Origin of the sequence: Microbacterium sp. NPDC089189, assembly GCF_040685095.1 — a bacterium.
Classification (GTDB): domain Bacteria; phylum Actinomycetota; class Actinomycetes; order Actinomycetales; family Microbacteriaceae; genus Microbacterium.
Window position 1 is genome coordinate 40450 of the sequence record NZ_JBFBHG010000018.1, and the last position, 24326, is coordinate 64775.

The 24326-nt window shown below is 71.2% G+C and carries 25 protein-coding genes; 18 read left to right on the forward strand and 7 right to left on the reverse strand.

What is annotated here, in order from left to right:
* The first annotated feature begins 22 nt into the window (after positions 1-22).
* Positions 23-880, forward strand: coding sequence for a diaminopimelate epimerase (dapF, locus tag AB0N73_RS11545; protein ID WP_363563540.1), 858 nt, complete (start codon positions 23-25; stop codon positions 878-880).
* On the opposite strand, the gene AB0N73_RS11550 is transcribed toward dapF, so the two are convergent.
* Both AB0N73_RS11550 and AB0N73_RS11555 read right to left on the reverse strand, forming a co-directional pair.
* Positions 845-2089 (reverse strand): MFS transporter, encoded by a 1245-nt coding sequence (locus AB0N73_RS11550; RefSeq protein ID WP_363563542.1) that lies wholly within the window; start codon positions 2087-2089, stop codon positions 845-847. The two genes, dapF and AB0N73_RS11550, sit on opposite strands and share 36 nt — an antisense overlap.
* Positions 2090-2164: 75 nt before the next feature.
* Entirely contained in the window at positions 2165-2809 is a 645-nt protein-coding gene (locus tag AB0N73_RS11555; protein ID WP_363563544.1) for a methyltransferase, read from the reverse strand.
* 77 nt (positions 2810-2886) lie between these two features.
* Between AB0N73_RS11555 and hflX the strand changes: the two genes are divergently transcribed.
* A complete protein-coding gene (gene hflX / locus AB0N73_RS11560; RefSeq protein ID WP_363563546.1) occupies positions 2887-4404 on the forward strand; it encodes a GTPase HflX in 1518 nt (505 codons plus the stop codon).
* A gap of 7 nt (positions 4405-4411) precedes the next feature.
* Here the strand turns inward: hflX and AB0N73_RS11565 are convergent, their stop codons facing one another.
* Genes AB0N73_RS11565 through lexA form a run of 3 tightly spaced genes read right to left on the reverse strand, consistent with a single transcriptional unit; the run spans position 4412 to position 8638 of the window.
* Positions 4412-6553, reverse strand: coding sequence for a prolyl oligopeptidase family serine peptidase (locus AB0N73_RS11565; RefSeq protein WP_363563548.1), 2142 nt, complete (start codon positions 6551-6553; stop codon positions 4412-4414).
* Positions 6550-7908 carry a hypothetical protein gene (locus AB0N73_RS11570; protein WP_363563550.1) on the reverse strand — a complete coding sequence of 453 codons (1359 nt, stop codon included), beginning with the start codon at positions 7906-7908 and terminating at the stop codon, positions 6550-6552. The genes AB0N73_RS11565 and AB0N73_RS11570 overlap by 4 nt, the downstream gene beginning before the upstream one ends.
* 58 nt (positions 7909-7966) lie before the next feature.
* Entirely contained in the window at positions 7967-8638 is a 672-nt protein-coding gene (gene lexA, locus AB0N73_RS11575; protein ID WP_363563552.1) for a transcriptional repressor LexA, read from the reverse strand.
* 247 nt (positions 8639-8885) lie between these two features.
* On the opposite strand from lexA, the gene AB0N73_RS11580 reads away from it, so the two are divergent.
* Genes AB0N73_RS11580 through AB0N73_RS11605 form a run of 6 tightly spaced genes read left to right on the forward strand, consistent with a single transcriptional unit; the run spans position 8886 to position 13201 of the window.
* Positions 8886-9242, forward strand: a complete 357-nt coding sequence (locus AB0N73_RS11580) for a LysM peptidoglycan-binding domain-containing protein (protein WP_363563554.1) — start codon at positions 8886-8888, stop codon at positions 9240-9242.
* A gap of 37 nt (positions 9243-9279) precedes the next feature.
* Complete coding sequence (locus AB0N73_RS11585) at positions 9280-10374, forward strand: histidinol-phosphate transaminase (RefSeq protein ID WP_363563556.1); 1095 nt, start codon at positions 9280-9282, stop codon at positions 10372-10374.
* Positions 10371-10988 (forward strand): imidazoleglycerol-phosphate dehydratase HisB, encoded by a 618-nt coding sequence (gene hisB / locus AB0N73_RS11590; protein WP_363563558.1) that lies wholly within the window; start codon positions 10371-10373, stop codon positions 10986-10988. The genes AB0N73_RS11585 and hisB overlap by 4 nt, the downstream gene beginning before the upstream one ends.
* Positions 10985-11629, forward strand: a complete 645-nt coding sequence (gene hisH, locus AB0N73_RS11595) for an imidazole glycerol phosphate synthase subunit HisH (RefSeq protein WP_363563560.1) — start codon at positions 10985-10987, stop codon at positions 11627-11629. Before hisB ends, hisH begins: the two co-directional genes overlap by 4 nt.
* Positions 11630-11685: 56 nt before the next feature.
* The gene (priA, locus tag AB0N73_RS11600) at positions 11686-12432 is read left to right on the forward strand and encodes a bifunctional 1-(5-phosphoribosyl)-5-((5-phosphoribosylamino)methylideneamino)imidazole-4-carboxamide isomerase/phosphoribosylanthranilate isomerase PriA (protein ID WP_363563562.1); all 747 of its coding nucleotides are present in this window, start codon (positions 11686-11688) and stop codon (positions 12430-12432) included.
* A complete protein-coding gene (locus AB0N73_RS11605) occupies positions 12416-13201 on the forward strand; it encodes an SseB family protein (protein ID WP_363563564.1) in 786 nt (261 codons plus the stop codon). The genes priA and AB0N73_RS11605 overlap by 17 nt, the downstream gene beginning before the upstream one ends.
* 21 nt (positions 13202-13222) lie before the next feature.
* On the opposite strand, the gene AB0N73_RS11610 is transcribed toward AB0N73_RS11605, so the two are convergent.
* Complete coding sequence (locus AB0N73_RS11610) at positions 13223-13642, reverse strand: DUF1844 domain-containing protein (protein ID WP_363563566.1); 420 nt, start codon at positions 13640-13642, stop codon at positions 13223-13225.
* A 235-nt stretch (positions 13643-13877) separates the two neighbouring features.
* Between AB0N73_RS11610 and infC the strand changes: the two genes are divergently transcribed.
* From infC to AB0N73_RS11650, 8 genes are all read left to right on the forward strand, one after another.
* Positions 13878-14510, forward strand: a complete 633-nt coding sequence (gene infC, locus AB0N73_RS11615) for a translation initiation factor IF-3 (protein ID WP_363563621.1) — start codon at positions 13878-13880, stop codon at positions 14508-14510.
* A gap of 49 nt (positions 14511-14559) precedes the next feature.
* Complete coding sequence (rpmI, locus tag AB0N73_RS11620) at positions 14560-14754, forward strand: 50S ribosomal protein L35 (protein WP_363563568.1); 195 nt, start codon at positions 14560-14562, stop codon at positions 14752-14754.
* 29 nt (positions 14755-14783) lie between these two features.
* Positions 14784-15170 carry a 50S ribosomal protein L20 gene (gene rplT / locus AB0N73_RS11625; protein WP_363563570.1) on the forward strand — a complete coding sequence of 129 codons (387 nt, stop codon included), beginning with the start codon at positions 14784-14786 and terminating at the stop codon, positions 15168-15170.
* 77 nt (positions 15171-15247) lie between these two features.
* Positions 15248-16051 (forward strand): RNA methyltransferase, encoded by an 804-nt coding sequence (locus AB0N73_RS11630; RefSeq protein WP_363563573.1) that lies wholly within the window; start codon positions 15248-15250, stop codon positions 16049-16051.
* A 103-nt stretch (positions 16052-16154) separates the two neighbouring features.
* On the forward strand, positions 16155-16943 hold the full coding sequence (locus tag AB0N73_RS11635) for an amino acid ABC transporter ATP-binding protein (protein WP_363563575.1): 789 nt from the start codon (positions 16155-16157) through the stop codon (positions 16941-16943).
* Positions 16944-17004: 61 nt separating this feature from the next.
* Entirely contained in the window at positions 17005-17901 is an 897-nt protein-coding gene (locus AB0N73_RS11640; RefSeq protein WP_363563577.1) for a glutamate ABC transporter substrate-binding protein, read from the forward strand.
* Between the two features lie 54 nt (positions 17902-17955).
* A complete protein-coding gene (locus AB0N73_RS11645) occupies positions 17956-18612 on the forward strand; it encodes an amino acid ABC transporter permease (RefSeq protein ID WP_363563579.1) in 657 nt (218 codons plus the stop codon).
* On the forward strand, positions 18609-19535 hold the full coding sequence (locus AB0N73_RS11650) for an amino acid ABC transporter permease (protein WP_363563581.1): 927 nt from the start codon (positions 18609-18611) through the stop codon (positions 19533-19535). The genes AB0N73_RS11645 and AB0N73_RS11650 overlap by 4 nt, the downstream gene beginning before the upstream one ends.
* 13 nt (positions 19536-19548) lie before the next feature.
* On the opposite strand, the gene AB0N73_RS11655 is transcribed toward AB0N73_RS11650, so the two are convergent.
* Positions 19549-20559 carry a linear amide C-N hydrolase gene (locus AB0N73_RS11655; RefSeq protein WP_363563583.1) on the reverse strand — a complete coding sequence of 337 codons (1011 nt, stop codon included), beginning with the start codon at positions 20557-20559 and terminating at the stop codon, positions 19549-19551.
* Positions 20560-20664: 105 nt separating this feature from the next.
* Between AB0N73_RS11655 and pheS the strand changes: the two genes are divergently transcribed.
* A complete protein-coding gene (pheS, locus tag AB0N73_RS11660; protein ID WP_363563585.1) occupies positions 20665-21711 on the forward strand; it encodes a phenylalanine--tRNA ligase subunit alpha in 1047 nt (348 codons plus the stop codon).
* Entirely contained in the window at positions 21711-24230 is a 2520-nt protein-coding gene (gene pheT, locus AB0N73_RS11665; protein ID WP_363563587.1) for a phenylalanine--tRNA ligase subunit beta, read from the forward strand. Before pheS ends, pheT begins: the two co-directional genes overlap by 1 nt.
* Positions 24231-24326 lie beyond the last annotated feature (96 nt).

The following is a 24326-nucleotide window of genomic DNA, read 5'->3' on the forward strand; positions in this document are numbered from 1 at the left end:
GGCCGACCGTAGACTGGGAGGCATGTCGCAGACCCTCTCGTTCAGCAAAGGCCACGGGACGGGAAACGACTTCGTGATCATCCCCGACGCCGACGGCGCGCTCGATCTCACGGACGACCAGATCGCGGCGCTCTGCGATCGGCGCTTCGGCATCGGCGGCGACGGCATGCTGCGTGTGGTGCGCTCGGAGGCCATCCCGGAGGGGCGCGAGGCGCACATCGCGGGCGCGGAGTGGTTCATGGACTACCGCAACGCCGACGGATCGGCGGCGGAGATGTGCGGCAACGGCATCCGCGTCTTCGCCCGCTACCTCGCCGACAACGGCTGGGCGAGCCTCGACGAGGAGCTCCGGATCGGGACCCGCGCGGGCGTCAAGACCGTGACCCGCAGCGACCGCGGCTTCGAGGTCGACCTGGGGGCGTGGGTGATCGAGGACGGCGACGTGCTGGTGCGCGCCCGTGGACTCGACGTGCCCCGCCCCGGCCAGGGCATCGACGTCGGCAACCCCCACGTGGTCGTCGCGCTGTCGTCGGAGGCCGAGCTCGACGCTCTCGATCTGACGCACATCCCGTTCCTCGATCCCGCGCCGCCCGCCGGCGCGAACATCGAGTTCGTGGTGCCGAGCGATCCGCTCGTGCAGGGAGGCGTCGGGGCCATCCGGATGCGCGTCTTCGAGCGCGGAGTGGGAGAGACACTCAGCTGCGGCACGGGTGTCGCGGCCGCGGCTCTGGCCGTGCGGCACTGGGCCGGTCCTGCCGCCCCCGACGCGTGGATCGTCGACGTCCCGGGGGGAACCCTGGGCGTCCGGATGGCCGAGGGCCACGTTCTGCTGTCGGGCCCGGCCTCACTCGTGTTCCACGGCGAGGTCACGCTCGCCTGAGCGACCGCCCGCCCGTGACAGGCGCGACCGCGCCGCACCCGTCAGCCCTATGGCGAGCAGGAGCAGCGTCGCTCCGAGCACCGGAGCGAGCCCGCCGACCGCGCCGAACGACTCCGCCAGTGCACCCGAGACGGCCGAGCCCAGCGCGATGCCCAGCACGATCCCGCTCGTCGTGAGTGTGAGCAGGATGCCGGCGCGGCGACCGGGAGCGGCGTCCCCGACGACACGGAAGATCGTCAGGAGCAGCGGGCCCTGGAACGCGCCGGCCAGGAGGGCGGCGATCACGACCCAGACCAGGCCCGGCGCGAGCAGCATGAGCGTCGCCCCCGCGGCCATTCCGACCGCCGCCGTCGACCAGCGGGTCCAGGTGCCGATCCGCTCGGGCACGAGCACCATCGAGAGGGTCGTGGCGGCCGAGCCCACCGCCATCACCGCGTAGAGCAGCGCGCCCGCATCCGGGATGCCGGCCGCCTCCGCGACGGCGGTCAGGCCCGTCTGGCTGGCGCCGAAGAAGATCCCCATCGCGAGCATGCCGCCCAGCGCCACGACGATGAGCGTGCGGTTGCGTGCGGGGGTGGGCGGTTCCACCTCGCGCTGCGACGCTCGCGGCACCCGGCGGTGCGAGGGGTGAACGGCGAACTGGGTGGCGAACACCGCGACGAGCGCTCCCGCCAGCAGCGTCGCGGCCTGTGGGGAGACGAACGCCGCGACGATGCCCACGAGTGCGGGGCCGAAGATGTAGGCGATCTCGTCCATGACCCCCTCGAACGCGAACGCGGCGGGAACGTCGTCGGGGGCGATCACCAGCCAGCGCGAGCGCGAGAACGCGCCGACCTGGGGGAGCGAGAGCCCCACGAGACCGGCGAGGGCGACGGTGGCCGCGTCCGGGAAGGACCCGGCGCCGATCGTGAGGGTCACCAGGAGCGACACGTGGAGCACGACGCCGACCAGCAGCACCGTGCGCTGACCGAATCGGTCAGCCAGCGCGCCGGATGCGGGTGCCCCGACGGCCTCGCCGATCGCCGCTGCCGCCGCCGCGAAGCCGCCGACGGCGATCGAGCCGCTCGCGGACGTCGCCAGGGTGAGCACCGCCAGCGGCACCATCGACAGCGGCAGGCGACCGAAGCCGGCGGCGAACAGGTAACCCCAGCCGGCGCGGCGCGGAAGCGCACGGTACGCGGCGATCCCGGGGGTGGAGGAAGCGGGCATGACGGACTCCGTTCGGCGCGTCCCCCGCCCGGATCGCGCCCTCAGCCCATCAACGTATGGTGCGAGCGTAGCGCGTCACGGAAGGACGATCGGCGACGTGGCGCCCGTGGCCCCGTGCCGACGCACCCGCAGGACGCGGAATCCCCGTGCCGTCGCGGTCCGGTGCACGCTGAAGCGCTCCGGCAACGAGGCGCCCAGCCATCGCTGCAGCGAGTCGGAGCCGAGATTGCGGGCGACGACCAGCCAGGCGTCGGAGCGTTCGTCCAGGCGCGGCAGCCAGCGATCGAGCATCCCGTGCAGCTCGTTCTTGCCCACACGGATCGGCGGGTTCGAGCGGATGGTGCGGAACGCGATGTCCGAGGGAACACCATCGGGCGTGACGGCGTTGACATTGGTGAGGCCGAGTTTCTCCGCGTTCCGGCGCACGAGATCCAGCGCACGCTCGTTCACGTCGACCGCCCACACGGTGGCGTGGGGCGAGGTGAGGCCGAGCGTGAGCGAGATCGGTCCCCATCCGCAACCGAGGTCCAGAAAGTGGCCCCCCGGTGGCGGCGGCGGTGTGTTCGACAGCAGAACGGCGGTCCCCGCGTCGAGCCGGTCCGGGCTGAACACTCCGCCTGCGGTCACGACCTCGATGTCGCGACCGGCCAGGGACACCGAAATGGTGCGGAGGTTCTCGGGACTGGCGGGTGACGCGGTGAAGTAGTGGTCACTCCCCATGCCACGAGCGTACCCGGTCGACCCGCGCACGCGGGAGACTAGAGTGAGCGGGCGTCGACACGCCCCGGAAGGACGATATGACGGACACCCCCCAGACCACCGACGAAACCCAGATCGACGATGTCGATCGAGTGCTCTCACGCGCCGATGCGCGAGCCCGGGTGAGATCGGGCGGACTCGGGTCGGCGCAGGCGCTCCAGGACACCGCGACCGCACTCGGTGGCGACACCGACGGCGAGCAGTGGGATCGCGAGGAACGTGCGGCGCTCCGGCGCGTCGCGGGGCTCTCGACCGAGCTCCAGGACGTCACCGAGGTCGAGTACCGGCAGCTGCGGCTCGAGAACGTGGTGCTGGTCGGCGTGCACCCGCAGGGATCGCAGGAGGACGCCGAGAACTCGCTGCGGGAGCTGGCCGCGCTCTCCGAGACCGCCGGCGCCGTCGTGCTCGACGGCGTGCTGCAGCGGCGCCCCCATCCCGACCCCGCCACGTACGTCGGTCGCGGCAAGGCCGAGGAGCTGCGCGGTATCGTCGCGGCCGTCGGCGCCGACACCGTCATCGCCGACACCGAGCTGGCACCCAGCCAGCGGCGTGCCCTCGAAGACGTGGTCAAGGTGAAGGTCATCGACCGGACGACCGTGATCCTCGACATCTTCAGCCAGCACGCGAAGAGCCGTGAGGGCAAGGCGCAGGTCGAACTCGCGCAGCTCGAGTACCTGCTGCCGCGTCTGCGCGGCTGGGGTGACTCCATGAGCCGCCAGGCCGGTGGACAGGTCGGCGCGGGCGGTGCGGGCATGGGCTCGCGCGGACCGGGTGAGACCAAGATCGAGCTCGACCGTCGCCGCATCCGCACCCGGATGGCGCTGCTGCGCCGTCAGATCCGCGACTTCGCCCCCGCGCGGGACGCCAAGCGCGCCGAGCGCAAGCGCAACACGATCCCCGCCGTCGCGATCACGGGCTACACGAACGCGGGAAAGTCGAGTCTGCTGAACCGGCTGACCGGCGCCGGCGTGCTGGTCGAGAACGCCCTGTTCGCCACGCTCGATGCGACCGTCCGTCGCTCGCAGACGGAGGACGGGCGGATCTACACCCTCACCGACACCGTCGGGTTCGTCAGCAACCTTCCGCACCAGCTCGTCGAGGCCTTCCGGTCGACGCTCGAGGAGGTCGGCGGTGCCGACGTCATCGTGCACGTCGTCGACGGCTCGCACCCGGACCCGGCCGCGCAGCTCGCGACCGTGCGGGATGTCATCGGCGACGTCGGCGCACGCGACACGCGTGAGATCGTCGTGTTCAACAAGGCCGACCTCATCGACGACGACACGCGGCTGCTGCTGCGGGGACTCGAGCCGAGTGCGGTCTTCGTCTCCTCGCGCACGGGCGAGGGGATCGCGGTGCTCCGTGCGGTCGTCGAGGACGCTCTGCCGCTTCCCGCCATCGAACTGCACGCGCTGGTGCCCTACGACCGCGGCGATCTCGTCTCGGCCGTCCACGAGCACGGCATGATCCTCGCCGAGGAGCACGTGGAGGGCGGCACCGCTCTCCACGCCCGCGTGGGCGAAGCGCTGGCGGGGCGGCTCGCCCCCTTCGTGCGCTGAGGCCCGCTCACTCGCCGTCGAGGGTCGGCGCGAGCACGAACAGCTCGTCGTCGCCCTCGACCGGCGTGAATCCTGCCGCGCCGAGCAGCGGCACCCAGGCGGGATCGTCCGTGCGCGCGAACAGCGGGCGCTCCGGCTCGCGCGACACCGCGACGGAGAGGTCGCGGGCCGCATGCGCGGGGAGCGGACCCGGGGCGATCACGAGCTGGGGTCCGCCCTCGGTCGTCGTCGTCGACAGCATCCCCACGTCGAACGGCAGCGAGGGAGCATCGGAGCGGAATCCGAACACCTCGCCCAGGAAGGCGAGCTCGCTCTCGAGAGCGTGCACCGTCGTCTCGCGGCGGCGGAAGCCGTGCCCCTCGCCCTCGTAGAGGACGTACGCGTGGGGGACGCCGCCCTCGCGCAGCGCCGCGCGGATGGCCTCGGCCTGCGAGGGAGGGACCACCCGGTCGTCGGCGCCCTGCAGGATCAGGAGCGGGGCGCGGAAGCCCTCGGGGTGGCTGAGGGGGGAGCGTTCGATGTAGAGCGCCTCGGCCTCCGGGAGCGGCCCGATGAGACCGTCGAGGTAGCGAGCCTCGAAGTCGTGCGTGTCGGCGGCCAGCGCGCGGGCGTCGCCGACGCCGTAGCGCGACACGCCCGCCGAGAAGACATCGCTGCCCACGAGGGCGGCCAGCACCGTCCAGCCGCCCGCCGATCCGCCCTCGATGGCCAGACGCGCGGGGTCTGCGAGCCCCGCGCCGGCGATGCCGTGCGCGGCGGCGACCACGTCGTCGACATCCACGACGCCCCATTGTCCGCGCAGCCGCTCGCGGTAGGCCCGGCCGTAGCCCGTCGAGCCCCCGTAGTTGACGTCGAGGACGCCGATCCCGCGGCTCGTGAAGTAGGCGACCTTGCGGGATGCGGCGGGCCCGACGTGCGCGGTCGGACCGCCGTGCACCCACACCAGGTACGGGGGGAGCTCCTCGTCGAGGCCCCGGGCGTCGGGTGAGGCGGGCGGGTACGCGAACGCGTGCACCTCGCCGTGCGGGCCGTCCACCGACACCGCGCGCGGCCGCGGGAGCCACGCCGCGACGTCGGAGAGGTCGTCGCCGACGATGCGGACCGGGGCGTCGGCTCCGTCGGCGTCGATCAGCCAGAGGCCGAGCGGGTGCGCCGCGGAGGCCGTCACGACGAGGACACGCGAGCCCGCCGCGTCCTCGACCGAGCTCGACGATCCGGCCTCGAGCGGCAGGGGCGACGTGCCCCCGGTCTGCGGGTCGTGGAGCACGAGCTCGTCGGCCCCGTGCGTACGCACCGCCACGATGCGGCCGTCCTCGAGCGGGGTGTACCACCGCATGCCGAGGGTCCAGAGGGCACCGCCGGTGTCGGCGTCCGCGGGCGCGCACGGCGCGACGGCGTCGGTGGTGAGGTCACGGCGGTAGAGGTTCCAGCGGCCGGTGGGGTCATCGGCGTACAGGAGCGTGTCCGCATCCGCCCACTCCGGCTGGAGAGCGGCGGTGGAGCCGTCGGTCAGATCGCGCACGTTCGACGCACCGTCCGCACCGATGTCCGCGACGCGCAGACGCGTGCGATCCCACGGCATGTCGGGGTGATCCCACGCGACCCACGCGAGCCGGCGGCCGTCGGCCGACAGCGCGGGCTGCGCCACGAAGTCGCTTCCGGCGACGAGCGTCACCGGTCCGGACCCGTCGAGCGGGATGAGGGCGATGCTGCGTTCGGGGGTGCGGTCGGCGCCCTCCCGTTCGGCCACTGCGAGCAAGGAGCCTGCCTGCCACCGGAGTCCGCCGTACGACACCGCCTCGTCGGCGGGCGTCAAGGCGACGGGATCCTCGCCGGGGGTGAGGCGGCGAACCCTCTGGTCGGACGCGTCGACGAACAGGACGGTTCCCTCGGGGGTCGCGGTCCACGCGCCGCCGCCGTACTCGTGCACGCGCGAGCGCGCGTTCCACGGAGCGGGGAGCACGTCGTGGACGACGCCGTCGGCCACCCGACGGCGTACCGCGACGCGTCCTCCCTCTTCCGGCACCCCCTGCGCCCACCACACCTCGTCGCCGACGAAGCGCGCGCCGTCCAGGCGCAGCGAACCTTCGGCGACGTCGTCGGCGGAGAAGGGGGAGGGCCAGGAACCGAAGGGGAGCGTTGCGGTCATGCCTCCACGCTACGCGTCGTCGGCGACGCCGCCGCCTCGGCCTGGAGCAGAACGGTCGCCGCCCAGACGAGGAGGGCGACCACGCCGACGCCGACGAGGGCGCCGAGCGTGACCGGACGCAGGGCGAAGAGGGTGAGCACGGCCAGGATCGCCGTCGCGAATCGGATGGCCGGGGCGTAGCGCACGAGGAAGAGCCCCGTGCGCCCCGTGCGCAGTCCTCGTGCGACCAGCCAGCGCCGGGTCGACGCCGCGGCATCGGTGCCCACGCGGCGGACGACGACGGCGCCGCGGCCGGGGCCGCGGACCCATGCCAGCAGGGCGACGACGAGACCGATGACCCCCAGGATGATCGCGGAGTCCCGCATGTCGGCGACGACACCGGTGTACAGGGCCTCGACGGCCGGTGCGGGGATGCCGAGCGAGGGGGCGCTCGCGGCGGCGAGCGTACCGCCGACCGCGAAGACGATCGCGAGCAGGAACCCGCCGATCGCCCCGCCGACGCCCACTCCGAGCACAGCGATGCGGCGACGGCGGGCGAACGCGATACCCGCGCCGATGAGCGCCAGAGCGAGGAAGGGCAGCCACCACCCCACGGCGACGACGAGCGCGTAGGCGGTGGTCACGGTGGTCAGCGAATCGGACTGGGTGAGGACGATCGTGCGGTCGATCGAGGGGATGGCCTCGGCCAGCGTGAAGCCGTTCTCGACCAGCTGCAGCCGGACGGCGTCGATGATGGGGCCGAGTTGGATGCCCAGCTCACCGTCCGCACTGATCGTGAGTGCGCCGTCGGACTGACCCGACGCCGCGGAGGTGAGGGCGCGGTGACTGGCGGCGAGGGCCGTGCGCCAGAGCTGCGGGAAGGCATCCGACTCGACGGCGGTCGCCACGCCGGATCCGATCAGGCTCGTCACTCCCGCCGCCGCCGGGGCGCGCAGCAGGAGGACCGCGGTCTGCGCGGCGGGCGGCAGGTCGAGGCTCGCGATGCCGTCGAAGAGGTCGGAGGTCAGTGCATCGACATCCAACGTCTCCACGATCGCCGCGGTCGTCGCCTCGATCACGAGGTCCTGAACGGCGGGATCCTCGGCGAGCGGACCGAAGGTGCCGACGAAGGCGTCCTCGCTGACGAGCTCGGTGCGCGCCCAGCCGGTGACGGTGGCCACCGGGATGAGGACGGGCGCCAGCACGATGCAGATCGCGGACGCCCACGTCCGCCACGCGCCGGCGCGCCGGCCGCGCGTCCCGCCGGATGCGGTCGGCGGCGCGGCGCTCTCGAGCTCGCCGTGCAGGCGCGCGTTCTCGGCCTCGAGCGCGGCGACGCGCTCTCGCAACTGCCGCGCATCGTCGTTCGTCGCCATCGGATCCCCCCACCCTGATGGCTCACACCCTACTGGCGGCGGGGCGGGGCGCGGCAGGTCAGACGGCGCGGAGCACCGCGACGACCTTGCCGAGGACCACGGCGTCATCGCCCAGGATCGGCTCGAACGCCGAGTTGCGGGGCAGCAGCCACACGTGGCCGTCCCGACGACGGAAGGTCTTGACGGTCGCCTCCTCGTCGAGCATGGCCGCGACGATGTCGCCGTTCTCCGCATCGGGCTGGGACCGTACGACCACCCAGTCGCCGTCGCAGATCGCGGCGTCGATCATCGACTCGCCCGAGACCTTCAGCATGAACAGATCGCCCTTGCCGACGAGCTGGCGGGGGAGCGGGAAGATCTCCTCGACGTGCTGCTCGGCGGTGATGGGGACACCGGCGGCGATCCTGCCGACGAGGGGCACCAGGGCGGCATCGCCCACCGACGGGGCGCTGTCGGCCGGGTTCTCGGCGGCGGTGCCGGGAAGGTCGATCAGCACCTCCATGGCCCGCGTCTTGCCGGGATCGCGGCGGAGGTAGCCGCTGAGCTCGAGCTGGTTGAGCTGGTGGGTCACGCTCGAGAGCGACTTGAGGCCGACGGCGTCGCCGATCTCGCGCATGCTCGGCGGGTACCCGTGCTGGGCGATCGAGCGCTGGATCACCTCGAGGATCGCGAGCTGCTTGTCGCTCAGGCTCTTGCGCCGCCTCGTCTGCGGCTTGTCGCGTGCGGTCATCGATCGCTCCGTTCGTGCCGTCCTCGGATGGATGTCGGAGGTCGGTGGTGTGCTCGTCGTATCGAAACCGTAGCGTTCGAAAACCGCGACCGTGGCCAGCGCCTGGGCGTGTCGTCTTCGAAAGTCCGCGAGGGTTTCATCCTCTTGACACCCACAGTAATCGAAGATAGCTTCGGAAAAGAAGTTCGCAGCACCCACCGCAGTCCGGTCGAATCGTGCGAATCTCTCACCGTCTGAAGGAGACGACATGTCCACCATCGAGTTCGCACCCACCCCGGTGACGACCCGCCTGCGCATCACCGCGCGGGGTCGCCGTGCCCTGGCCGCCCTCGTGGCCGTGCCGTTGGCCGCCGCTCTGGGGTTCGCGGTGCTCAGCGGCGGTTCGGCGCTCGCGTCGCGTGATGCGAACGCCCCGGCCGGCTCGTTCGAGACGGTGACCGTGCTGGCGGGTCAGTCGCTGTGGTCGATCGCCGAAGACATCGCTCCGGCCCTCGACCCCCGCGACGTGGTGGACGACATCATCCGGCTGAACGCGCTCGACGGCGCGACGGTCAACGCGGGTCAGCGGCTCTCGATCCCGGCCTCCTACGCATCGCAGGGCTGATCCCGCTCCGCCGTGAGGCGGGGTGTCCCGTTCTACGATGGAACGCGTGACCCTTCGCCTCGAAGACCTGCCGATCCGTGACGACCTGCGCGGTCTCACCCCCTACGGTGCCCCGCAGGCCCCGTTGCCGATCGCGCTCAACGTGAACGAGAACACGCATCCGGTGCCGGATGAGGTCGCCGCCGACATCGTCGACTCGGTCCGAGTGGCGTTGGGCGAGGTCAACCGATACCCGGATCGCGAGTTCACGGCTCTGCGTGAAGGGTTCGCCGCCTACCTCGGACACGGGCTGACGCGCGATCAGATCTGGGCCGCCAACGGCTCCAACGAGGTCCTGCAGCACGTGCTGCAGGCCTTCGCCGGGCCGGGGCGCACCGCGCTCGGTTTCGGGCCCACCTATTCGATGTACCCCCTGCTCACCCGCGGGACGGGCGGCACGTGGATCTCGGGCCACCGCGCGGAGGACTACACCCTCAGCGCCGCCTCCGTGACGGAGCAGATCGAGGCGGCGGACCCCGACGTGGTGTTCCTGTGCGCCCCGAACAATCCGACGGGCACGCCGCTGACTCTCGACGTGATCGAGGCGGCCTATGCGGCGTCTCGCGGCATCGTCGTCGTCGACGAGGCCTACCAGGAGTTCGCGCCCCGCGACGCCGGATCGGCGGTGTCGCTCCTGCCCGGTCGCGGTCGCCTCATCGTCTCGCGGACCATGAGCAAGGCCTTCGCCTTCGCGGGCGCGCGGGTCGGATACCTCGCGGCGGACCCGGCGGTCATCGACGCGCTGCGTCTGGTGCGGCTCCCGTATCACTTGAGCGTTCTGACGCAGGCGGCGGCATCGGCCGCGCTCCGCCACGCGCCGACGATGCTCGCGATGGTCGACGACATCGTCGCCCAGCGCGACCGCATCTCGCGCGAGACGGCACTGCTGGGATACCGTCCCTACGCCTCGTGGACGAACTTCGTGCTCTTCGGCGGTGTCCGAAACCCCGCCGCCGTGTGGCAGGCGCTGTACGACCAGGGCGTCCTCATCCGTGACGTCGGGCTCCCCGGTCACCTCCGCGTGTCGGCCGGCACCGAGCGCGAGACCTCCGCGTTCCTCGCGGCGCTGGCGTCGATAGACTCGCACGCATGAGTTCGCCGTCCGTCACGCCCCGCACCGCCGAGGTGCGCCGCGCCACCAGCGAGTCCACCGTCGAGCTCTCGCTCGACCTCGACGGGACGGGCACGAGTTCGATCTCGACCAGCGTGCCGTTCTTCGACCACCTGCTGACGGCCTTCGCCAAGCACTCCCTCACGGATCTCACCGTCACCGCCACCGGCGACACGCACATCGACGCCCACCACACCGTCGAGGATGTGTCGATCGTGCTCGGCCAGGCCATCCGGCAGGCGCTGGGCGACAAGCGGGGGATCTCGCGCTACGGCGACGCCCTCGTGCCGCTGGACGAGGCGCTCGCGCAGGCCGTGGTCGACATCAGCGGTCGGCCGTTCCTGGTGCACGACGGAGAGCCCGCAGGATACGAGTTCCACCTCATCGGCGGCCACTTCACGGGCTCGCTCGTGCGTCACTGCTTCGAGGCGATCGCCTTCCACGCGGGGCTGACCGTACACGTGCGCGTGCTGTCCGGACGCGACCCCCACCACATCGCGGAGGCGGAGTTCAAGGCGTTCGCGCGCGCCTTCCGGCAGGCGAAGGCGCTCGACCCGCTCGTCGACGGCATCCCCAGCACGAAGGGCGCTCTGTGACCGACGCTCCCGTCGTGGCCGTGCTCGACTACGGCTCGGGCAACGTGCACTCCGCGGTCAAGGCGCTCATCGCCGCGGGCGCCGACGCGCGGTTGACCTCCGACCGGGGCCTCATCCAGGATGCCGACGGTCTGCTGGTACCCGGTGTCGGCGCGTTCCGTGCCGTGGCCGAGGCGCTGCGGGAGAGCCACGGCGACGAGCTGATCGGCCGGCGACTGGCCGGCGGGCGGCCCGTGCTCGGCATCTGCGTCGGCATGCAGGTGCTCTTCGATGCCGGTGTCGAACGCGGTGACGAGGCTCCGGGTCTGGGGGAGTGGCCCGGCACCGTGACCCGTCTCGACGCCCCCGTCCTGCCGCACATGGGATGGAACACGGTCAGCCCCGATCCCGGATCGCGGTTGTTCGCGGGCATCGAGGACGAGCGGTTCTACTTCGTGCACTCCTTCGGGGCCCAGACGTGGGAGCTCGAGCCGCAGGCGCCGTTCCCCGCGCCTGCGCTGACCTGGTGCACCTACGGCACCCCGTTTCTCGCGGCGGTCGAGAACGGCCCGCTCAGCGCGACCCAGTTCCACCCCGAGAAGTCGGGCATCGCCGGGATCCGGCTGCTGTCGAATTGGATCGGCACGCTCCGGGCCGACTAATGTCTTACCTCGTGCCCTACGCCGGGGATGTTCCCCGAGCCGGTGCCCGAGGAGCCATGAACGATTTCGCGTCCACCCCCGAACTGATCCTCCTGCCCGCGGTCGATGTCGCGGACGGGAAGGCCGTCCGCCTCACGCAGGGCGAGGCCGGCAGCGAGACGAGCTACGGCGATCCCGTCGAAGCCGCCGTCGAATGGGCCCGCCAGGGCGCGCGCTGGATCCACCTGGTGGATCTCGACGCGGCCTTCGGGCGCGGCAACAACGCCGCCGTCATGCGCCGGGTCATCAAGCAGGTCAAGGGTGTGCAGGTCGAGCTCTCCGGCGGCATCCGCGACGACGCGTCGCTCGACGCGGCGCTCGAGTCGGGTGCGTCACGCATCAACCTCGGCACGGCGGCACTCGAGAACCCCGAGTGGGCGGCCGATGTCATCAGCCGCTACGGCGACGCCGTCGCGGTGGGCCTGGATGTGCGCGGCACGACGCTCGCGGCGCGCGGTTGGACCCGCGAGGGCGGCGACCTGTGGACGGTCCTCGATCGTCTCGAGGACGCCGGCTGCAGCCGCTACGTGGTCACCGACGTGACGAAGGACGGCACCCTGCGGGGACCGAACCTCGAGCTGCTCCGCGAGGTCACCACGCGCACGCCGAAGCCGGTCGTTGCCTCGGGCGGAATCTCGAGCCTGGACGACATCGCGGCCCTGCGCGAGCTCGTCCCCCTCGGCGTCGAGGGCACGATCGTGGGCAAGGCGCTGTACGCGGGTGCGTTCACCCTGGCTGAGGCACTGGATGTCGCCGGAGCCTGACGACTCCTGCCGTCATGACTCCGCCGGCGTGCCGTGGGAGGGCCGGAGCTTCCAGCCCAACACCCACGCCGACGACGACGGATCCGCCGACCCGGCGCTCCTCGCCGCGCTCACGGCGTTCCATCGCGGGGATGGGGGAGCGGCGGCCGTCGTCGACGCCTACCGCACGGCGCGACTGCTGATCCCGCTCGTCGCCGAGAAGGGCGAGGAGGGGGTCGCCCCCTCCGGCCTCGCGGTCGACAAGACACAGGAGCTCTCGATCGTCACGGTCGCCGGCCCCGACGGGCGGCGCGTGCAGCCTGTGTTCTCGTCGGTCGATGCGATGTCGCGGTGGGATCCGAAGGCCCGGCCCGTCCCCGCGGACGGCGCGCGGACGGCGGTGGCCGCGGCGAGCGACGACACCGACCTGATCGTGATCGACCCGGGCTCCGACACCGAGTTCGTGCTGCGCCGCCCGGCGGTCTGGGCCATCGGTCAGGGCCTCGAGTGGGAGCCCGCGCACACCTCGCCCGAGGTCTTCGCGGGGCTCCAGGAGAGCATCGGCGCTGAGCTGGCGGTGCTCGACCTCTCGGTCGCGCCCGGCGATCCCGGGGCGCGCCTGCGCGGCCCCGAGCTGATCGTCGTGCTCCATCTCGTCGACGGACTCGACCGTGCGGAACTCGACACCGTGCTGCAGCGGCTGGCGCGCCGCTGGGCGTCCGACGACCGCATCGCGGTGCTCGTCGACTCGCTCACCGTCAAGCTCCGCCGCACTCCTCCCGAGGGATGAGGCGGCGGCCGGCGTCGCCCGTCAGGTGACGGGGCCGGTCCACTTCTCGCCCGGACCCTTGCCGATCGGGTCGGCGATGACCGAGGCCTCGCGGAACGCGAGCTGGACGGAGCGCAGGCCGTCGCGCAGCGAGCGGGCGTGCATGTCGCTGATCTCGGGCGCGGCCGCCGTGATGAGGCCGGCGAGGGCGTTGATGAGCTTGCGGGCCTCATCGAGGTCCCGCTGGTTCTCGGGGTCGTCGGCGAGCCCCACCTTGACGGCCGCCGCGCTCAGCAGGTGCACCGAGGTCGTCGTGATGACCTCGACGGCGGGGACGTCGGCGATGTCGCGCGTGGCAGAGGATGCGGCCGCCTCCTGGCGCTCCCAATCGTCCTCGCGCCGGTGACGCTCGGCGTCGTCACGGGGGTCGGCGATGTGCTGGTCGTTCGGAATCGAGTCCATGTGCGACTTTCTGCTAGAGTGGGCGAGCACCGGAGCGTCTGCTCCGATCGAAAGAGGATCACATCCCACCCGCGCTTGCCGTTCCAGGCTACCGGGTCATTGCACTCCGCCTCCTCCGGGAGGTCGACCGGGTGCGTGAAAGCCGGCGTTGAATCGTCGTGCCGGGTGGCGTGTTCTTTCTTCCGCCCAGGCTGCTCCGCATCCTGGTGGCGTCCCCCGCACGAAGGAGTTCCGCATCAGCGATCCCCGCACCAATGACCGCATCCGCGTTCCCGAGGTCCGCCTCGTGGGCCCCGCGGGTGAACAGGTCGGCGTCGTCCGCATCGAGGTGGCGCTGCGCCTGGCCCAGGAGGCCGACCTCGATCTCGTCGAGGTAGCCCCGAACTCGAAGCCGCCCGTGGTCAAGATCATGGATTACGGCAAGTTCAAGTACGAGGCTGCGCAGAAGGCCAAGGAAGCGCGTCGCAACCAGGCGAACACCATCCTCAAGGAAGTCCGCTTCCGACTGAAGATCGAGGCCCACGACTACATCACCAAGCTCAAGCGCGCCGAGGGCTTCCTCCAGGCGGGCGACAAGGTGAAGGCCATGATCCTGTTCCGAGGCCGCGAGCAGTCGCGTCCCGAGCAGGGCGTGCGTCTGCTCCGCAAGTTCGCGGAGGATGTGGCCGAGCTGGGCACCGTGGAGTCCAACCCCACGATCGACGGCCGCAACATGGTCATGGTCATCGCCCCGCACAAGAACAAGTCCGAGGCGAAGGCCGAGCAGAACGCTCAGCGCGCTGCGAACAAGGAGGCCGCGCGCCAGTCGCGGACGGGCTCCGAGGACGCGCCGCTGGACGACGAAGGCGCCGTCGCCACAGCCGAATAGGCTCCCCCCGACTCCCGCTCCGGTGGGAAGCACAACGAAGGAAGAGAACATGCCGAAGCAGAAGACCCACTCGGGTGCCAAGAAGCGCTTCAAGCTGACCGGAACCGGCAAGCTCATGAAGCAGCAGGCGGGAATGCGCCACAACCTCGAGGGCAAGTCGAGCCGTCGGACCCGCCGCCTGAACCAGGAGCAGGTCCTGGCTCCGGGTGACGCGAAGGCCGCCAAGAAGCTCCTCGGTCACTGATCGCCGACGCACGTTAGGTAAGGAAAGAAATGGCTAGAGTCAAGCGGGCAGTAAACGCCCACAAGAAGCGTCGCGTCATCCTCGAGCGCGCCTCCGGTTACCGCGGACAGCGTTCGCGCCTGTACCGGAAGGCCAAGGAGCAGGTCACCCACTCCCTCGTCTACGCGTACCGCGACCGTCGCAAGCGCAAGGGCGACTTCCGTCGTCTGTGGATCCAGCGCATCAACGCTGCGGCCCGTCAGAACGGCATCACGTACAACCGCTTCATCCAGGGCCTCGGCCTCGCGGGTGTGCAGGTCGACCGTCGTATGCTCGCCGACCTCGCGGTCAACGAGCCGGCGACGTTCGCGTCGCTCGTCGGCACCGCCAAGCAGGCGCTGCCGACCGACGTCAACGCGGCCAAGGCCTCGGCCTGACCTCACGTTCCGAAGGGCGCTCTCCGCAGGGAGGGCGCCCTTCGTCGTGCGCGGTGCGTCCCCTCTAGAATCGAGACGTGCTGGAGAATCCTCGATCGCCGCGAGTGCGGGCCGTCGCCAAGCTGGCCAAGCGCAGTGCGCGGGACGAGACCGGACTCTTCCTCCTCGAAGGTCCCCAGTCGGTGCGCGAGGCGATCGCCTTCCGCCCGGAGGGGATCGTCGAGTTGTTCGCCACCCCCTCCGCTCTCGAGCGGCATCCCGATCTGCGCGATGCCGCGGCGGATGCCGACATCGAGGTGCAGTACACGACCGAGTCGGTGCTCGAGGCGATGGCCGACACCGTCACGCCGCAGGGGATCGTCGCCGTCGCTCGGCAGTTCCCGACGTCGTTGCGTGACGTGCTCGCGGCCGGACCGCGGCTCGTGGCGATCTGCGAGGAGGTGCGCGACCCCGGAAACCTCGGCACCATCATCCGCGCGGCCGACGCCGCCGGCGCCGACGCCGTGATCCTCACCGGACGCACGGTCGACCCGTACAACCCGAAGGTCGTGCGCGCCACGACCGGCTCGCTGTTCCACATCCCGATCACCCGCGGGGGAGAGCTGGATGCGGCCACCTCCGCCCTCCGCGGAGCGGGTCTCCGGATCATCGCCGCCGACGTGAAGGGCGACGACCTGCTCGCGGCACGGTCGGCGGGACTCCTCGCCGAGCCCACGGCCTGGCTCTTCGGCAACGAGGCGCGGGGGCTCGAGGACGAGGCGCTCGCCCTGGCGGACGCCGCGCTGCGGCTGCCGATCTACGGGTCGGCGGAGTCGCTGAACCTCGCGACCGCCGCCAGCGTCTGCCTGTACGAATCGGCGTTCGCGCAGCGCGTCTCCTGAACGCGGGTCGCCGCCGCCGCGATGGCGGGGCGAACGTTAGAAGTCAGTGAGAGATCCGTCAAGAGAGACGGACGCACGAGGACCTCATTCATAGGCTGTCGAAATGACGCCCACCGATGCCTCGCCGCCGACGTCCAACATCAGCGTGCGCCGCGGGGATCCCCTCGTGGTCATGGAGGACGTTCAGAAGCACTACGGCGATTTCCAGGCGCTCACCGACATCGACCTCACCGTCAACCGCGGCGAGGTCGTCGTCGTCATCGGTCCCTCGGGGTCGGGCAAGTCGACGCTGTGCCGCACGATCAACCGGCTCGAGAGCATCACGAGCGGCACGATCACGATCGACGGGCAGACGCTGCCGAGCGAGGGCAAGGCGCTGGCCGCCCTGCGGGCCGACGTGGGGATGGTCTTCCAGTCGTTCAACCTCTTCGCCCACCTCACGATCCTCGAGAACGTGACCCTCGGGCCGATGAAGGTCAAGGGGATGAAGAAGGCCGACGCCGTGCGCGAGGCCAAGGTCCTGCTCGACCGCGTGGGCGTCGGCCACCAGGCCGACAAGCTCCCCGCGCAGCTCTCGGGCGGCCAGCAGCAGCGCGTGGCCATCGCCCGTGCCCTCGCGATGACGCCGAAGGTCATGCTGTTCGACGAACCGACGAGCGCGCTCGACCCCGAGATGATCAACGAGGTCCTCGACGTCATGGTCGAGCTCGCCGAAGACGGCATGACGATGGTCGTCGTCACCCACGAGATGGGCTTCGCGCGCAAGGCCGGCGACCGGGTCGTCTTCATGGCCGAGGGCAAGATCGTCGAACAGGCCGCCCCCGACGAGTTCTTCACCGCGCCCAAGAGCGATCGCGCCAAGGACTTCCTCTCGAAGCTCATCACGCACTGACCCCACCCGGGTCGTGCCTTCCGCCCTCACGCACCAATCCCCCCACAGCAAGGAGAGAACAATGCGCATCACTCGACTCACCGCAGGCATCGGCCTGGCAGCGGTCGCCGTCCTCGGACTGACCGCCTGCAACAGCGGTTCGCCGACGGTCGGCGGCGGCGCCACCGAGGAGGGCGGCGACGCGCTCTGGGAGGTCGCCACGGATGTCTCGCTCGAGGGCAGCCCCACCTACGACCGCATGGTCGAGCGCGACAAGGTCGTCATCGGCGTCAAGAACGATCAGCCCGGCCTCGGCTACGAGGACGCCGTCTCGGGCGAGCGCACCGGCTTCGACGTCGACATCGCCCGGTGGATCGCCGCGTCGCTGGGCTTCGACGAGAGCCAGATCGAGTACCAGACGATCCCGTCCGCGAACCGCGAGCAGGCCATCGTCAACGGCGACATCGACTACTACGTCGGCACCTACTCGATCACCGACTCGCGCAAGCAGCAGATCGACTTCGCCGGACCGTACTTCATCACCGGTCAGGGACTTCTCGTCGCCGCCGATGACGACTCGATCACGGGCCCCGACGACCTCGCGGGCAAGGTCGTCTGCTCGGTCACGGGCTCGACGCCGCTCCAGCGCATCCGCGACGAGTACGCTCCCGGCGACACCGTCGAGAACGACACCTACTCGCAGTGCGTCGAGCAGCTGAAGCAGGGGCAGGTCGACGCGATCACGACGGATGAGGCGATCCTCGCCGGCTACGTCGCGCTCGAGCCCGACGCTCTCAAGATCGCCGGTGAGCCGTTCAGCGAGGAGCGCTACGGCGTCGGCCTCCCCAAGGGCGACACGGTGCTGAAGGACCACATCAACGCCCTCCTCACCGACGGCGGTGACGTCTGGACGTCGCTGTTCGACACCCACCTCGCCCCGGCGGGGATCTCGGGCGAACAGCCCTCCGTCGACCAGTGAGTCGAAGCGGGGGCGGCATGAGCCGCCCCCGCTTCGCCGCGGAAGGAGGCCCGTGTGGGCGTCATCTCGAACAATCTCGACATCTGGCTCGACGGGCTGCTGGGGACACTGATCCTCTTCTTCGCGGGCGGTGTGCTCGCTCTCGTGCTCGGCACGATCGTCGGTGCGATGCGCGTCTCGCCGATCCCGGTCGCGCGGGCCATGGGCACGCTCTACGTCAACACGATCCGCAACACCCCGCTCACGCTGGTCTTCTTCGCCTTCGCCTTCGCGCTCCCGCCGCTGTTCGGCCTGCGCCTGACGGCCCCCATCCCGCTGCTGCTGGCCATCTGCGCCCTCGGCATCTACACCGCGACCTACGTCGCGGAGACCATCCGGTCCGGCATCAACACGGTGCCGGTCGGTCAGGCCGAGGCGGCGCGGGCGCTGGGCCTCACCTTCGGTCAGGTCATGACGCTGGTCGTGATGCCGCAGGCGTTCCGCTCGGTGATCCCGCCGCTCATGAGCGTGCTCATCGCCCTGCTGAAGAACACGACGGTGGCGGCCGGCTTCTCGGTCGTCAACCTCGGATCCGTGCGCGCCTACCTCAGCGAGCGCGGTGAGAACCAGCTCATCGTCATCGTTTGGGTGGCCGTGATCTTCGTCGCCCTCGTGCTGCTGCTGTCGTGGTTGCAGCGCAGTCTCGAGAACCGTTGGAGGGTGGCCCGATGAGCAGCGTCCTGTACGACCTCCCCGGCCCCCGAGCGATCCGCCGCAACCGGATCCTCGGTGCGATCACGATCCTCGTCGTGGCCGCCATCATCGGCTTCTTCGTCTGGCGCCTCGCAGCGACCGGCCAGTTCACCGCCGAGAAGTGGTCGGCTTTCACCTACACGAACGTCTGGGTGCAGATCGGGGAGGCGACGCTCTCCACGCTGTCGGCGTTCGTCGTCGCCGCCGTCGGCGCGCTCGTGCTCGGTTTCGTGCTGGCCATCGGCCGGCTGTCGGACCACGCCTGGGTGCGGTGGCCGTTCACCGCGGTCATCGAGGTGCTCCGCGCGATCCCGGTCCTCGTCTTCATGTTCCTGCTCTACTACGGCATGCCCGTGCTGGGCGTACGCATGGAGCCGTACTGGGCCGTCGTCATCGCCCTCATCGCGTACAACGGCTCCGTGCTCGCCGAGGTGTTCCGCGCCGGCGTCGAGTCGCTTCCGCGCGGCCAGCGCGAGGCGGGCTACGCGTTGGGGCTTCGCAAGGCCGGCGTGATGCGGCTGATCCTGCTGCCCCAGGCCATCCGCGCCATGATGCCGGTGATCATCGCTCAGCTCGTCGTGACCCTCAAGGACACGGCGCTCGGCTACATCATCACGTTCGAGGAGCTCCTCTTCTACGCCCGCTACATCGGCTCGCAAGCCGCGCTCGACTCGCCGATCGTGCCCGCCACGATCGTCGTCGCGGCGATCTACATCGGGCTGTGCCTGCTGCTCTCGCTCATCGCGACGATGGTCGAGAAGCGCCTGCGCGGGTCGGCCCGCACGGGAGGCCGGGTGGCGGGAGCCGGCCAGCCGACGCAGGAGGTCACCGACACGCAGCTGATCGTCATGCAGCGCCGCCTCGGCAAACACGATCAGGGCAGCGCCGGCTCCGGCATCTGACCGCGCGCCCCGCTCACACCGTGACGGCGGCGAACCCACCCGGCTGCAGATCGAGCTGGCGGGGTTCGCTGCCGTCGAAGTCGGTGGCGGCGACATCCACGACGAACGGCGTCGGGTTCGTCTGGATGCGCACGATGTACCGCCGCGCGGTGAGGCTCGCGATCGAGGACCACTTCGTCTGATCGTCCTGCTCGACGCCGGTCGCGGCCACCCCCGTCATGAGTCCCGCCGGGATGTCGAAGTTGTTGAGGGCGTGCAGGCACTGCATCTCGAGGCCGGCGGCATCCGGCGCCGGGGTCAGGGTCATGACGTACGCCGTGGCGCGCAGGAACCGGCCGGCGCTGCCCGAGTCGCCGGGAAGGCCGACGAAGCCCTGTCCCTGCGCGAGCGGCGCGAAGCGGACGCCGCGGATCTCGACAGGGGCGGGATTGGCGGCGCTGAGGCTCGGCAGGTAGGTGCGCACATTGCTGTAGTGCCAGTCGAGGTAGGGCGCGTTCGTCGCGACGCCGAGCGGGTTGTCGCGGTGCTGCTGGGCGCCCGCCTCGAACTCCACGACCCCGCTCGCGCCGCTGGCATCGTGCAGCACGAGGTGCAACGGCGGCACGCCGCCGATGAGGGGATTGGTCGGGCCCCACACGGTCACGGCGCCGAGGGCCGCGAACGCCTCCGCGACCGAGCCCGCGGTCGTCAGCACGTAGGTGACGGCGTCGAGGACGGCGAGGTTCTGCGAGGGATCGGCGGCGGGCTCCTCGTAGGAGGCGAAGCCGGGCATGTACAGCGCGCCCGCGTAGAGCCCGGCCTCGTTCATGCCGTCGGTGAGCCACTGCGGGCGGCCCACCGCATCCATGCCGACGACACCGAAGCGCGTGGTCCACGTGACGCCGTCGCCGGCGGGGGACTCGGAGGTCAGCGAGAGGCCTCGGGGGATGACGGTGAGCCCCGCGTGCAGCATGTCGGGGAACTCCATCGTGCGGGCCACGCCCACCGACCCGTCGTCCGCGCGCAGCTGGAATGTCGTGCACATGAGATCCCCCTCGTGGCGCCACCGGAGCACCGTCGGGGTCAGACTAGCGGCGGGGGCGGGTTCGCGGCCACGAGTCGTCCACCCCCGCCGGTAGACTCGATCACCGTGTCTGACGCCCCCGAGAACGAGATCACCCCGGAAGCGGTGAACGCGGCCGTCGATGCCGCGCTGGCCGCGATCGCCGCCGCATCCGACTCCGCCGCCCTGCGCGATGCGCGCGCGGCGCATGCCGCCGACGGCGCCCCCCTCGCGCGTCTGAACGCGCGCTTGCGCGACGTCCCGAACGACCGCAAGGCCGAGTTCGGCAAGCTCGTCGGCCAGGCCCGCGGCCGGGTCACGCAGGCGCTCGCCGCACGCGAGAGCGAGATTGTCGCCGCCGAGACGGTCGCGCGGCTGGAGGCCGAGCGGATCGACATCACCGCGGTGGCCTCGCGCACGCGGGTCGGCGCGCGCCACCCGCTCACCCTCCTGCAGGAGCAGATCGGCGACATCTTCGTCGGCATGGGGTGGGAGGTCGCCGAAGGACCCGAGCTCGAGCACGAGTGGTTCAACTTCGACGCGCTCAACTTCGACGTCGACCACCCGGCGCGCCAGATGCAGGACACGTTCTTCGTCGACCCGGTCGACCGTCACCTGGTGATGCGTACGCACACGAGCCCCGTCCAGGTGCGCTCGATGCTCGATCGCGAGCTGCCGGTGTACGTGGTGTGCCCGGGGCGCGTGTATCGCACCGACGAGTACGACGCGACGCATCTGCCCGTCTTCAGCCAGTTCGAAGGCCTCGTGATCGACAAGGGCATCACCATGGCCCACCTCAAGGGCACGCTCGACCACGTCGCGCGCCAGCTCTTCGGACCCGAGGCCAAGACCCGGTTCCGCGCCAACTTCTTCCCCTTCACCGAGCCGAGCGCCGAGCTCGACCTCTGGCACCCGACCTTCAAGGGCGGGGCCCGATGGATCGAGTGGGGCGGATGCGGCATGGTCAACGCCAACGTGCTGCGCGCGGCCGGCATCGACCCCGAGGAGTACTCGGGCTTCGCGTTCGGCATGGGCATCGAGCGCACGCTCATGTTCCGCAGCGACGTGAAGGACATGCGCGACATGGCCGAGGGCGATGTGCGATTCAGCGAGCAGTTCGGGATGGTGGTGTGATGCGCGTTCCGCTGTCGTGGTTGCGTGAGTTCGTCGAGGTGCCGGAGACGGCGACCCCCGAGGACGTCCTGGCGTCGCTCGTGCGCGTCGGCTTCGAGGAGGAGGACATCCACCGCTTCGAGCTGAGCGGGCCGATCGTCGTGGGCCAGGTGCTCTCGTTCGAGGAGGAGCCGCAGAGCAACGGCAAGACCATCCGCTGGTGCCGGGTGCAGGTCGCGCCCGAGGGCGAGACGGCGGCGGACGGCGGCGACGCGGTGCACGGCATCGTGTGCGGCGCGCACAACTTCTTCCCCGGCGACAAGGTCGTGGTGACCCTGCCGGGATCGGTGCTCCCCGGGCCGTTCCCCATCGCTGCGCGCAAGACCTACGGCCACGTGTCGGACGGCATGATCGCGTCGGCGAAGGAACTGGGGCTCGGCACCGAGCACTCCGGCATCCTGCGCCTGGTCGAACTCGGCATCGATGCGCCCGTCGGCGCGGATGCCATCGCCCTGCTCGGCCTCGACGACGTCGCGGTGGAGATCAACGTCACCCCCGACCGCGGATACGCCCTGTCGCTGCGCGGCGTGGCCCGCGAGTACTCGCACGCCACGGGCGCCGCGTACCGCGACCCGGCCGACCGCGAGATCGATGAGCCGGGCTCGGGCTTCGAGATCGTCATCGACGACGCCCGACCGCTCCGCGGTCGCATCGGCGCCACCGCCTTCGTCGCCCGCGTCGTGCGCGGCGTCGATGCCTCCCGCCCGACCCCGCCGTGGATGATCACGCGTCTCGCGCTGGCCGGCATCCGCTCGCTCGGCATCCTGATCGACATCACGAACTACGTGATGCTCGAACTCGGCGGCCCCATCCACGGCTACGACCTGGATGCGCTCACCGGCGGCATCACGGTGCGTCGCGCCGAGGCGGGGGAGAAGCTCGAGACCCTCGACGGACAGACCCGCACGCTGCACGCCGAGGATCTGCTGATCACGGACGGCAGCGGGCCCATCGGCCTCGCCGGCGTCATGGGCGGCGCGACCACCGAGATGGGCCCCGCCACCAGCAACGTGCTGATCGAGGCGGCCGTGTTCGACACGATCTCGATCGCCCGCACGGCCCGGCGGCACAAGCTGTCGTCCGAGGCGTCGCGCCGCTTCGAGCGCGGCGTCGACCCGGTCCTGCCGTTCGCGTCGGCGCAGCGCGTCGTCGACCTCATGGTGCAGTACGCGGGCGGGACCGCCGACACCCTCGGCGGCGCGATCGGCGGCGAGTGGGAGCGCGAGGCGATCGAGCTTCCCTACGGCTTCGTGGCCGGACTCATCGGGGTCGACTACACGCCCGAGCAGGTCGTCGCGGCCCTCGAGCTCATCGGGGCCGACGTGCACGACACCGGCGATGCCTGGTTCGTGGATGCGCCGTCGTGGCGCCCCGACCTCACCGACAAGTGGACGCTGGCCGAGGAGGTCGCCCGCATCGAGGGGTACGACCGCATCCCGTCGGTGCTGCCCGTCGCGCCTCCCGGGCGCGGCTGGACCGCGGCCCAGCACGGCCGACGCCGGGTGGCCAACGCGCTCGCGTCCGCCGGGTACGTCGAGACGCCGTCGTTCCCGTTCACGACGGCCGAGCAGAACGATCTGCACGGCAGCGCCACGGGCGCGCACCTGCCGAGCATCAAGCTCGCCAACGCGCTGGACGGGCAGGCGCCCTACCTGCGCCGCTCCCTGCTCCCGGGCCTCCTGCAGGTCGCGCACCGCAACGTCGCCCGCGGCCTCGTCGATCTCTCGCTGTTCGAGACCGGATCGGTGTTCCTGCCCGAGCCCGGCATCGCCTACGGCACGTCGACCGTCCCGCCGCTGGCGGTGCGCCCGGATGCGGCCACCCTGACGCAGCTCGATGCCTCCATCCCGCCGCAGCGACGCCACGTCGCGCTGCTGGTGGCGGGGTCGGTCGCCGCCAAGCAGCCGGGACGCCCCGCCGAGCAGGCCGGACTCGTCGACGTCATCGACGCGGTGCGCGTGATCGCCGCGGCCGCGGGCGTCGAGATCTCGGTCAGCCAGTCCGAGCGCGCGGCGCTGCACCCCGGTCGCACCGGCACGGTCCTGGTGAGCACGACGGAGGTCGGCTACGTCGGCGAGCTGCTGCCCGCGGTCGCCGAGGCTGCCGATCTTCCCGGGCGGGTCACGGTGGCCGAGCTCGATCTCGATCTGCTCGTCGACCTGGCGGGCTCCCGCGTGGTCGCCGCCTCCCTGTCGGGCTTCCCGGCCGCGACGCAGGACGTGTCGCTCGTCGTGCCCGATTCGGTCGTCGCCCAGGACCTGCGCGACGCGCTCCTGGCCGGCGCCGGCGATCTGCTCGAATCGGTGCGGCTCGTGGACGACTACCGCGGACAGGGCGTGCCGGAAGGGGCGAAGAGCCTGACCTTCGCGCTGCGCTTCCGCGCGCCCGACCGCACCCTCACCGCCGCCGAGGCGACCGACGCGAAACTCGCCGGCGTGGCCGTGGCCGCCGAGCGCTGGGGCGCCCAGATCCGCGACTGATCCCGGTCGTCCGCGCCGACGCGCGTCCCCCGGCGGGCTCATGGTCCGCCGGGGGAGCACCGACCCACTACCCTGAGCCCGGGGCCGTGCCTGGGG

What these genes read in the sequence shown, in the direction of transcription:
- dapF (WP_363563540.1), top strand. Translation starts at nt 23, where the DNA reads ATGTCGCAGACCCTCTCGTTCAGCAAAGGCCACGGGACGGGAAACGAC.
- AB0N73_RS11550 (WP_363563542.1), bottom strand. Translation starts at nt 2,089, where the DNA reads ATGCCCGCTTCCTCCACCCCCGGGATCGCCGCGTACCGTGCGCTTCCG.
- AB0N73_RS11555 (WP_363563544.1), bottom strand. Translation starts at nt 2,809, where the DNA reads ATGGGGAGTGACCACTACTTCACCGCGTCACCCGCCAGTCCCGAGAAC.
- hflX (WP_363563546.1), top strand. Translation starts at nt 2,887, where the DNA reads ATGACGGACACCCCCCAGACCACCGACGAAACCCAGATCGACGATGTC.
- AB0N73_RS11565 (WP_363563548.1), bottom strand. Translation starts at nt 6,553, where the DNA reads ATGACCGCAACGCTCCCCTTCGGTTCCTGGCCCTCCCCCTTCTCCGCC.
- AB0N73_RS11570 (WP_363563550.1), bottom strand. Translation starts at nt 7,908, where the DNA reads ATGGCGACGAACGACGATGCGCGGCAGTTGCGAGAGCGCGTCGCCGCG.
- lexA (WP_363563552.1), bottom strand. Translation starts at nt 8,638, where the DNA reads ATGACCGCACGCGACAAGCCGCAGACGAGGCGGCGCAAGAGCCTGAGC.
- AB0N73_RS11580 (WP_363563554.1), top strand. Translation starts at nt 8,886, where the DNA reads ATGTCCACCATCGAGTTCGCACCCACCCCGGTGACGACCCGCCTGCGC.
- AB0N73_RS11585 (WP_363563556.1), top strand. Translation starts at nt 9,280, where the DNA reads ATGGAACGCGTGACCCTTCGCCTCGAAGACCTGCCGATCCGTGACGAC.
- hisB (WP_363563558.1), top strand. Translation starts at nt 10,371, where the DNA reads ATGAGTTCGCCGTCCGTCACGCCCCGCACCGCCGAGGTGCGCCGCGCC.
- priA (WP_363563562.1), top strand. Translation starts at nt 11,686, where the DNA reads ATGAACGATTTCGCGTCCACCCCCGAACTGATCCTCCTGCCCGCGGTC.
- AB0N73_RS11605 (WP_363563564.1), top strand. Translation starts at nt 12,416, where the DNA reads ATGTCGCCGGAGCCTGACGACTCCTGCCGTCATGACTCCGCCGGCGTG.
- AB0N73_RS11610 (WP_363563566.1), bottom strand. Translation starts at nt 13,642, where the DNA reads ATGGACTCGATTCCGAACGACCAGCACATCGCCGACCCCCGTGACGAC.
- rpmI (WP_363563568.1), top strand. Translation starts at nt 14,560, where the DNA reads ATGCCGAAGCAGAAGACCCACTCGGGTGCCAAGAAGCGCTTCAAGCTG.
- rplT (WP_363563570.1), top strand. Translation starts at nt 14,784, where the DNA reads ATGGCTAGAGTCAAGCGGGCAGTAAACGCCCACAAGAAGCGTCGCGTC.
- AB0N73_RS11635 (WP_363563575.1), top strand. Translation starts at nt 16,155, where the DNA reads ATGACGCCCACCGATGCCTCGCCGCCGACGTCCAACATCAGCGTGCGC.
- AB0N73_RS11640 (WP_363563577.1), top strand. Translation starts at nt 17,005, where the DNA reads ATGCGCATCACTCGACTCACCGCAGGCATCGGCCTGGCAGCGGTCGCC.
- AB0N73_RS11650 (WP_363563581.1), top strand. Translation starts at nt 18,609, where the DNA reads ATGAGCAGCGTCCTGTACGACCTCCCCGGCCCCCGAGCGATCCGCCGC.
- AB0N73_RS11655 (WP_363563583.1), bottom strand. Translation starts at nt 20,559, where the DNA reads ATGTGCACGACATTCCAGCTGCGCGCGGACGACGGGTCGGTGGGCGTG.
- pheT (WP_363563587.1), top strand. Translation starts at nt 21,711, where the DNA reads ATGCGCGTTCCGCTGTCGTGGTTGCGTGAGTTCGTCGAGGTGCCGGAG.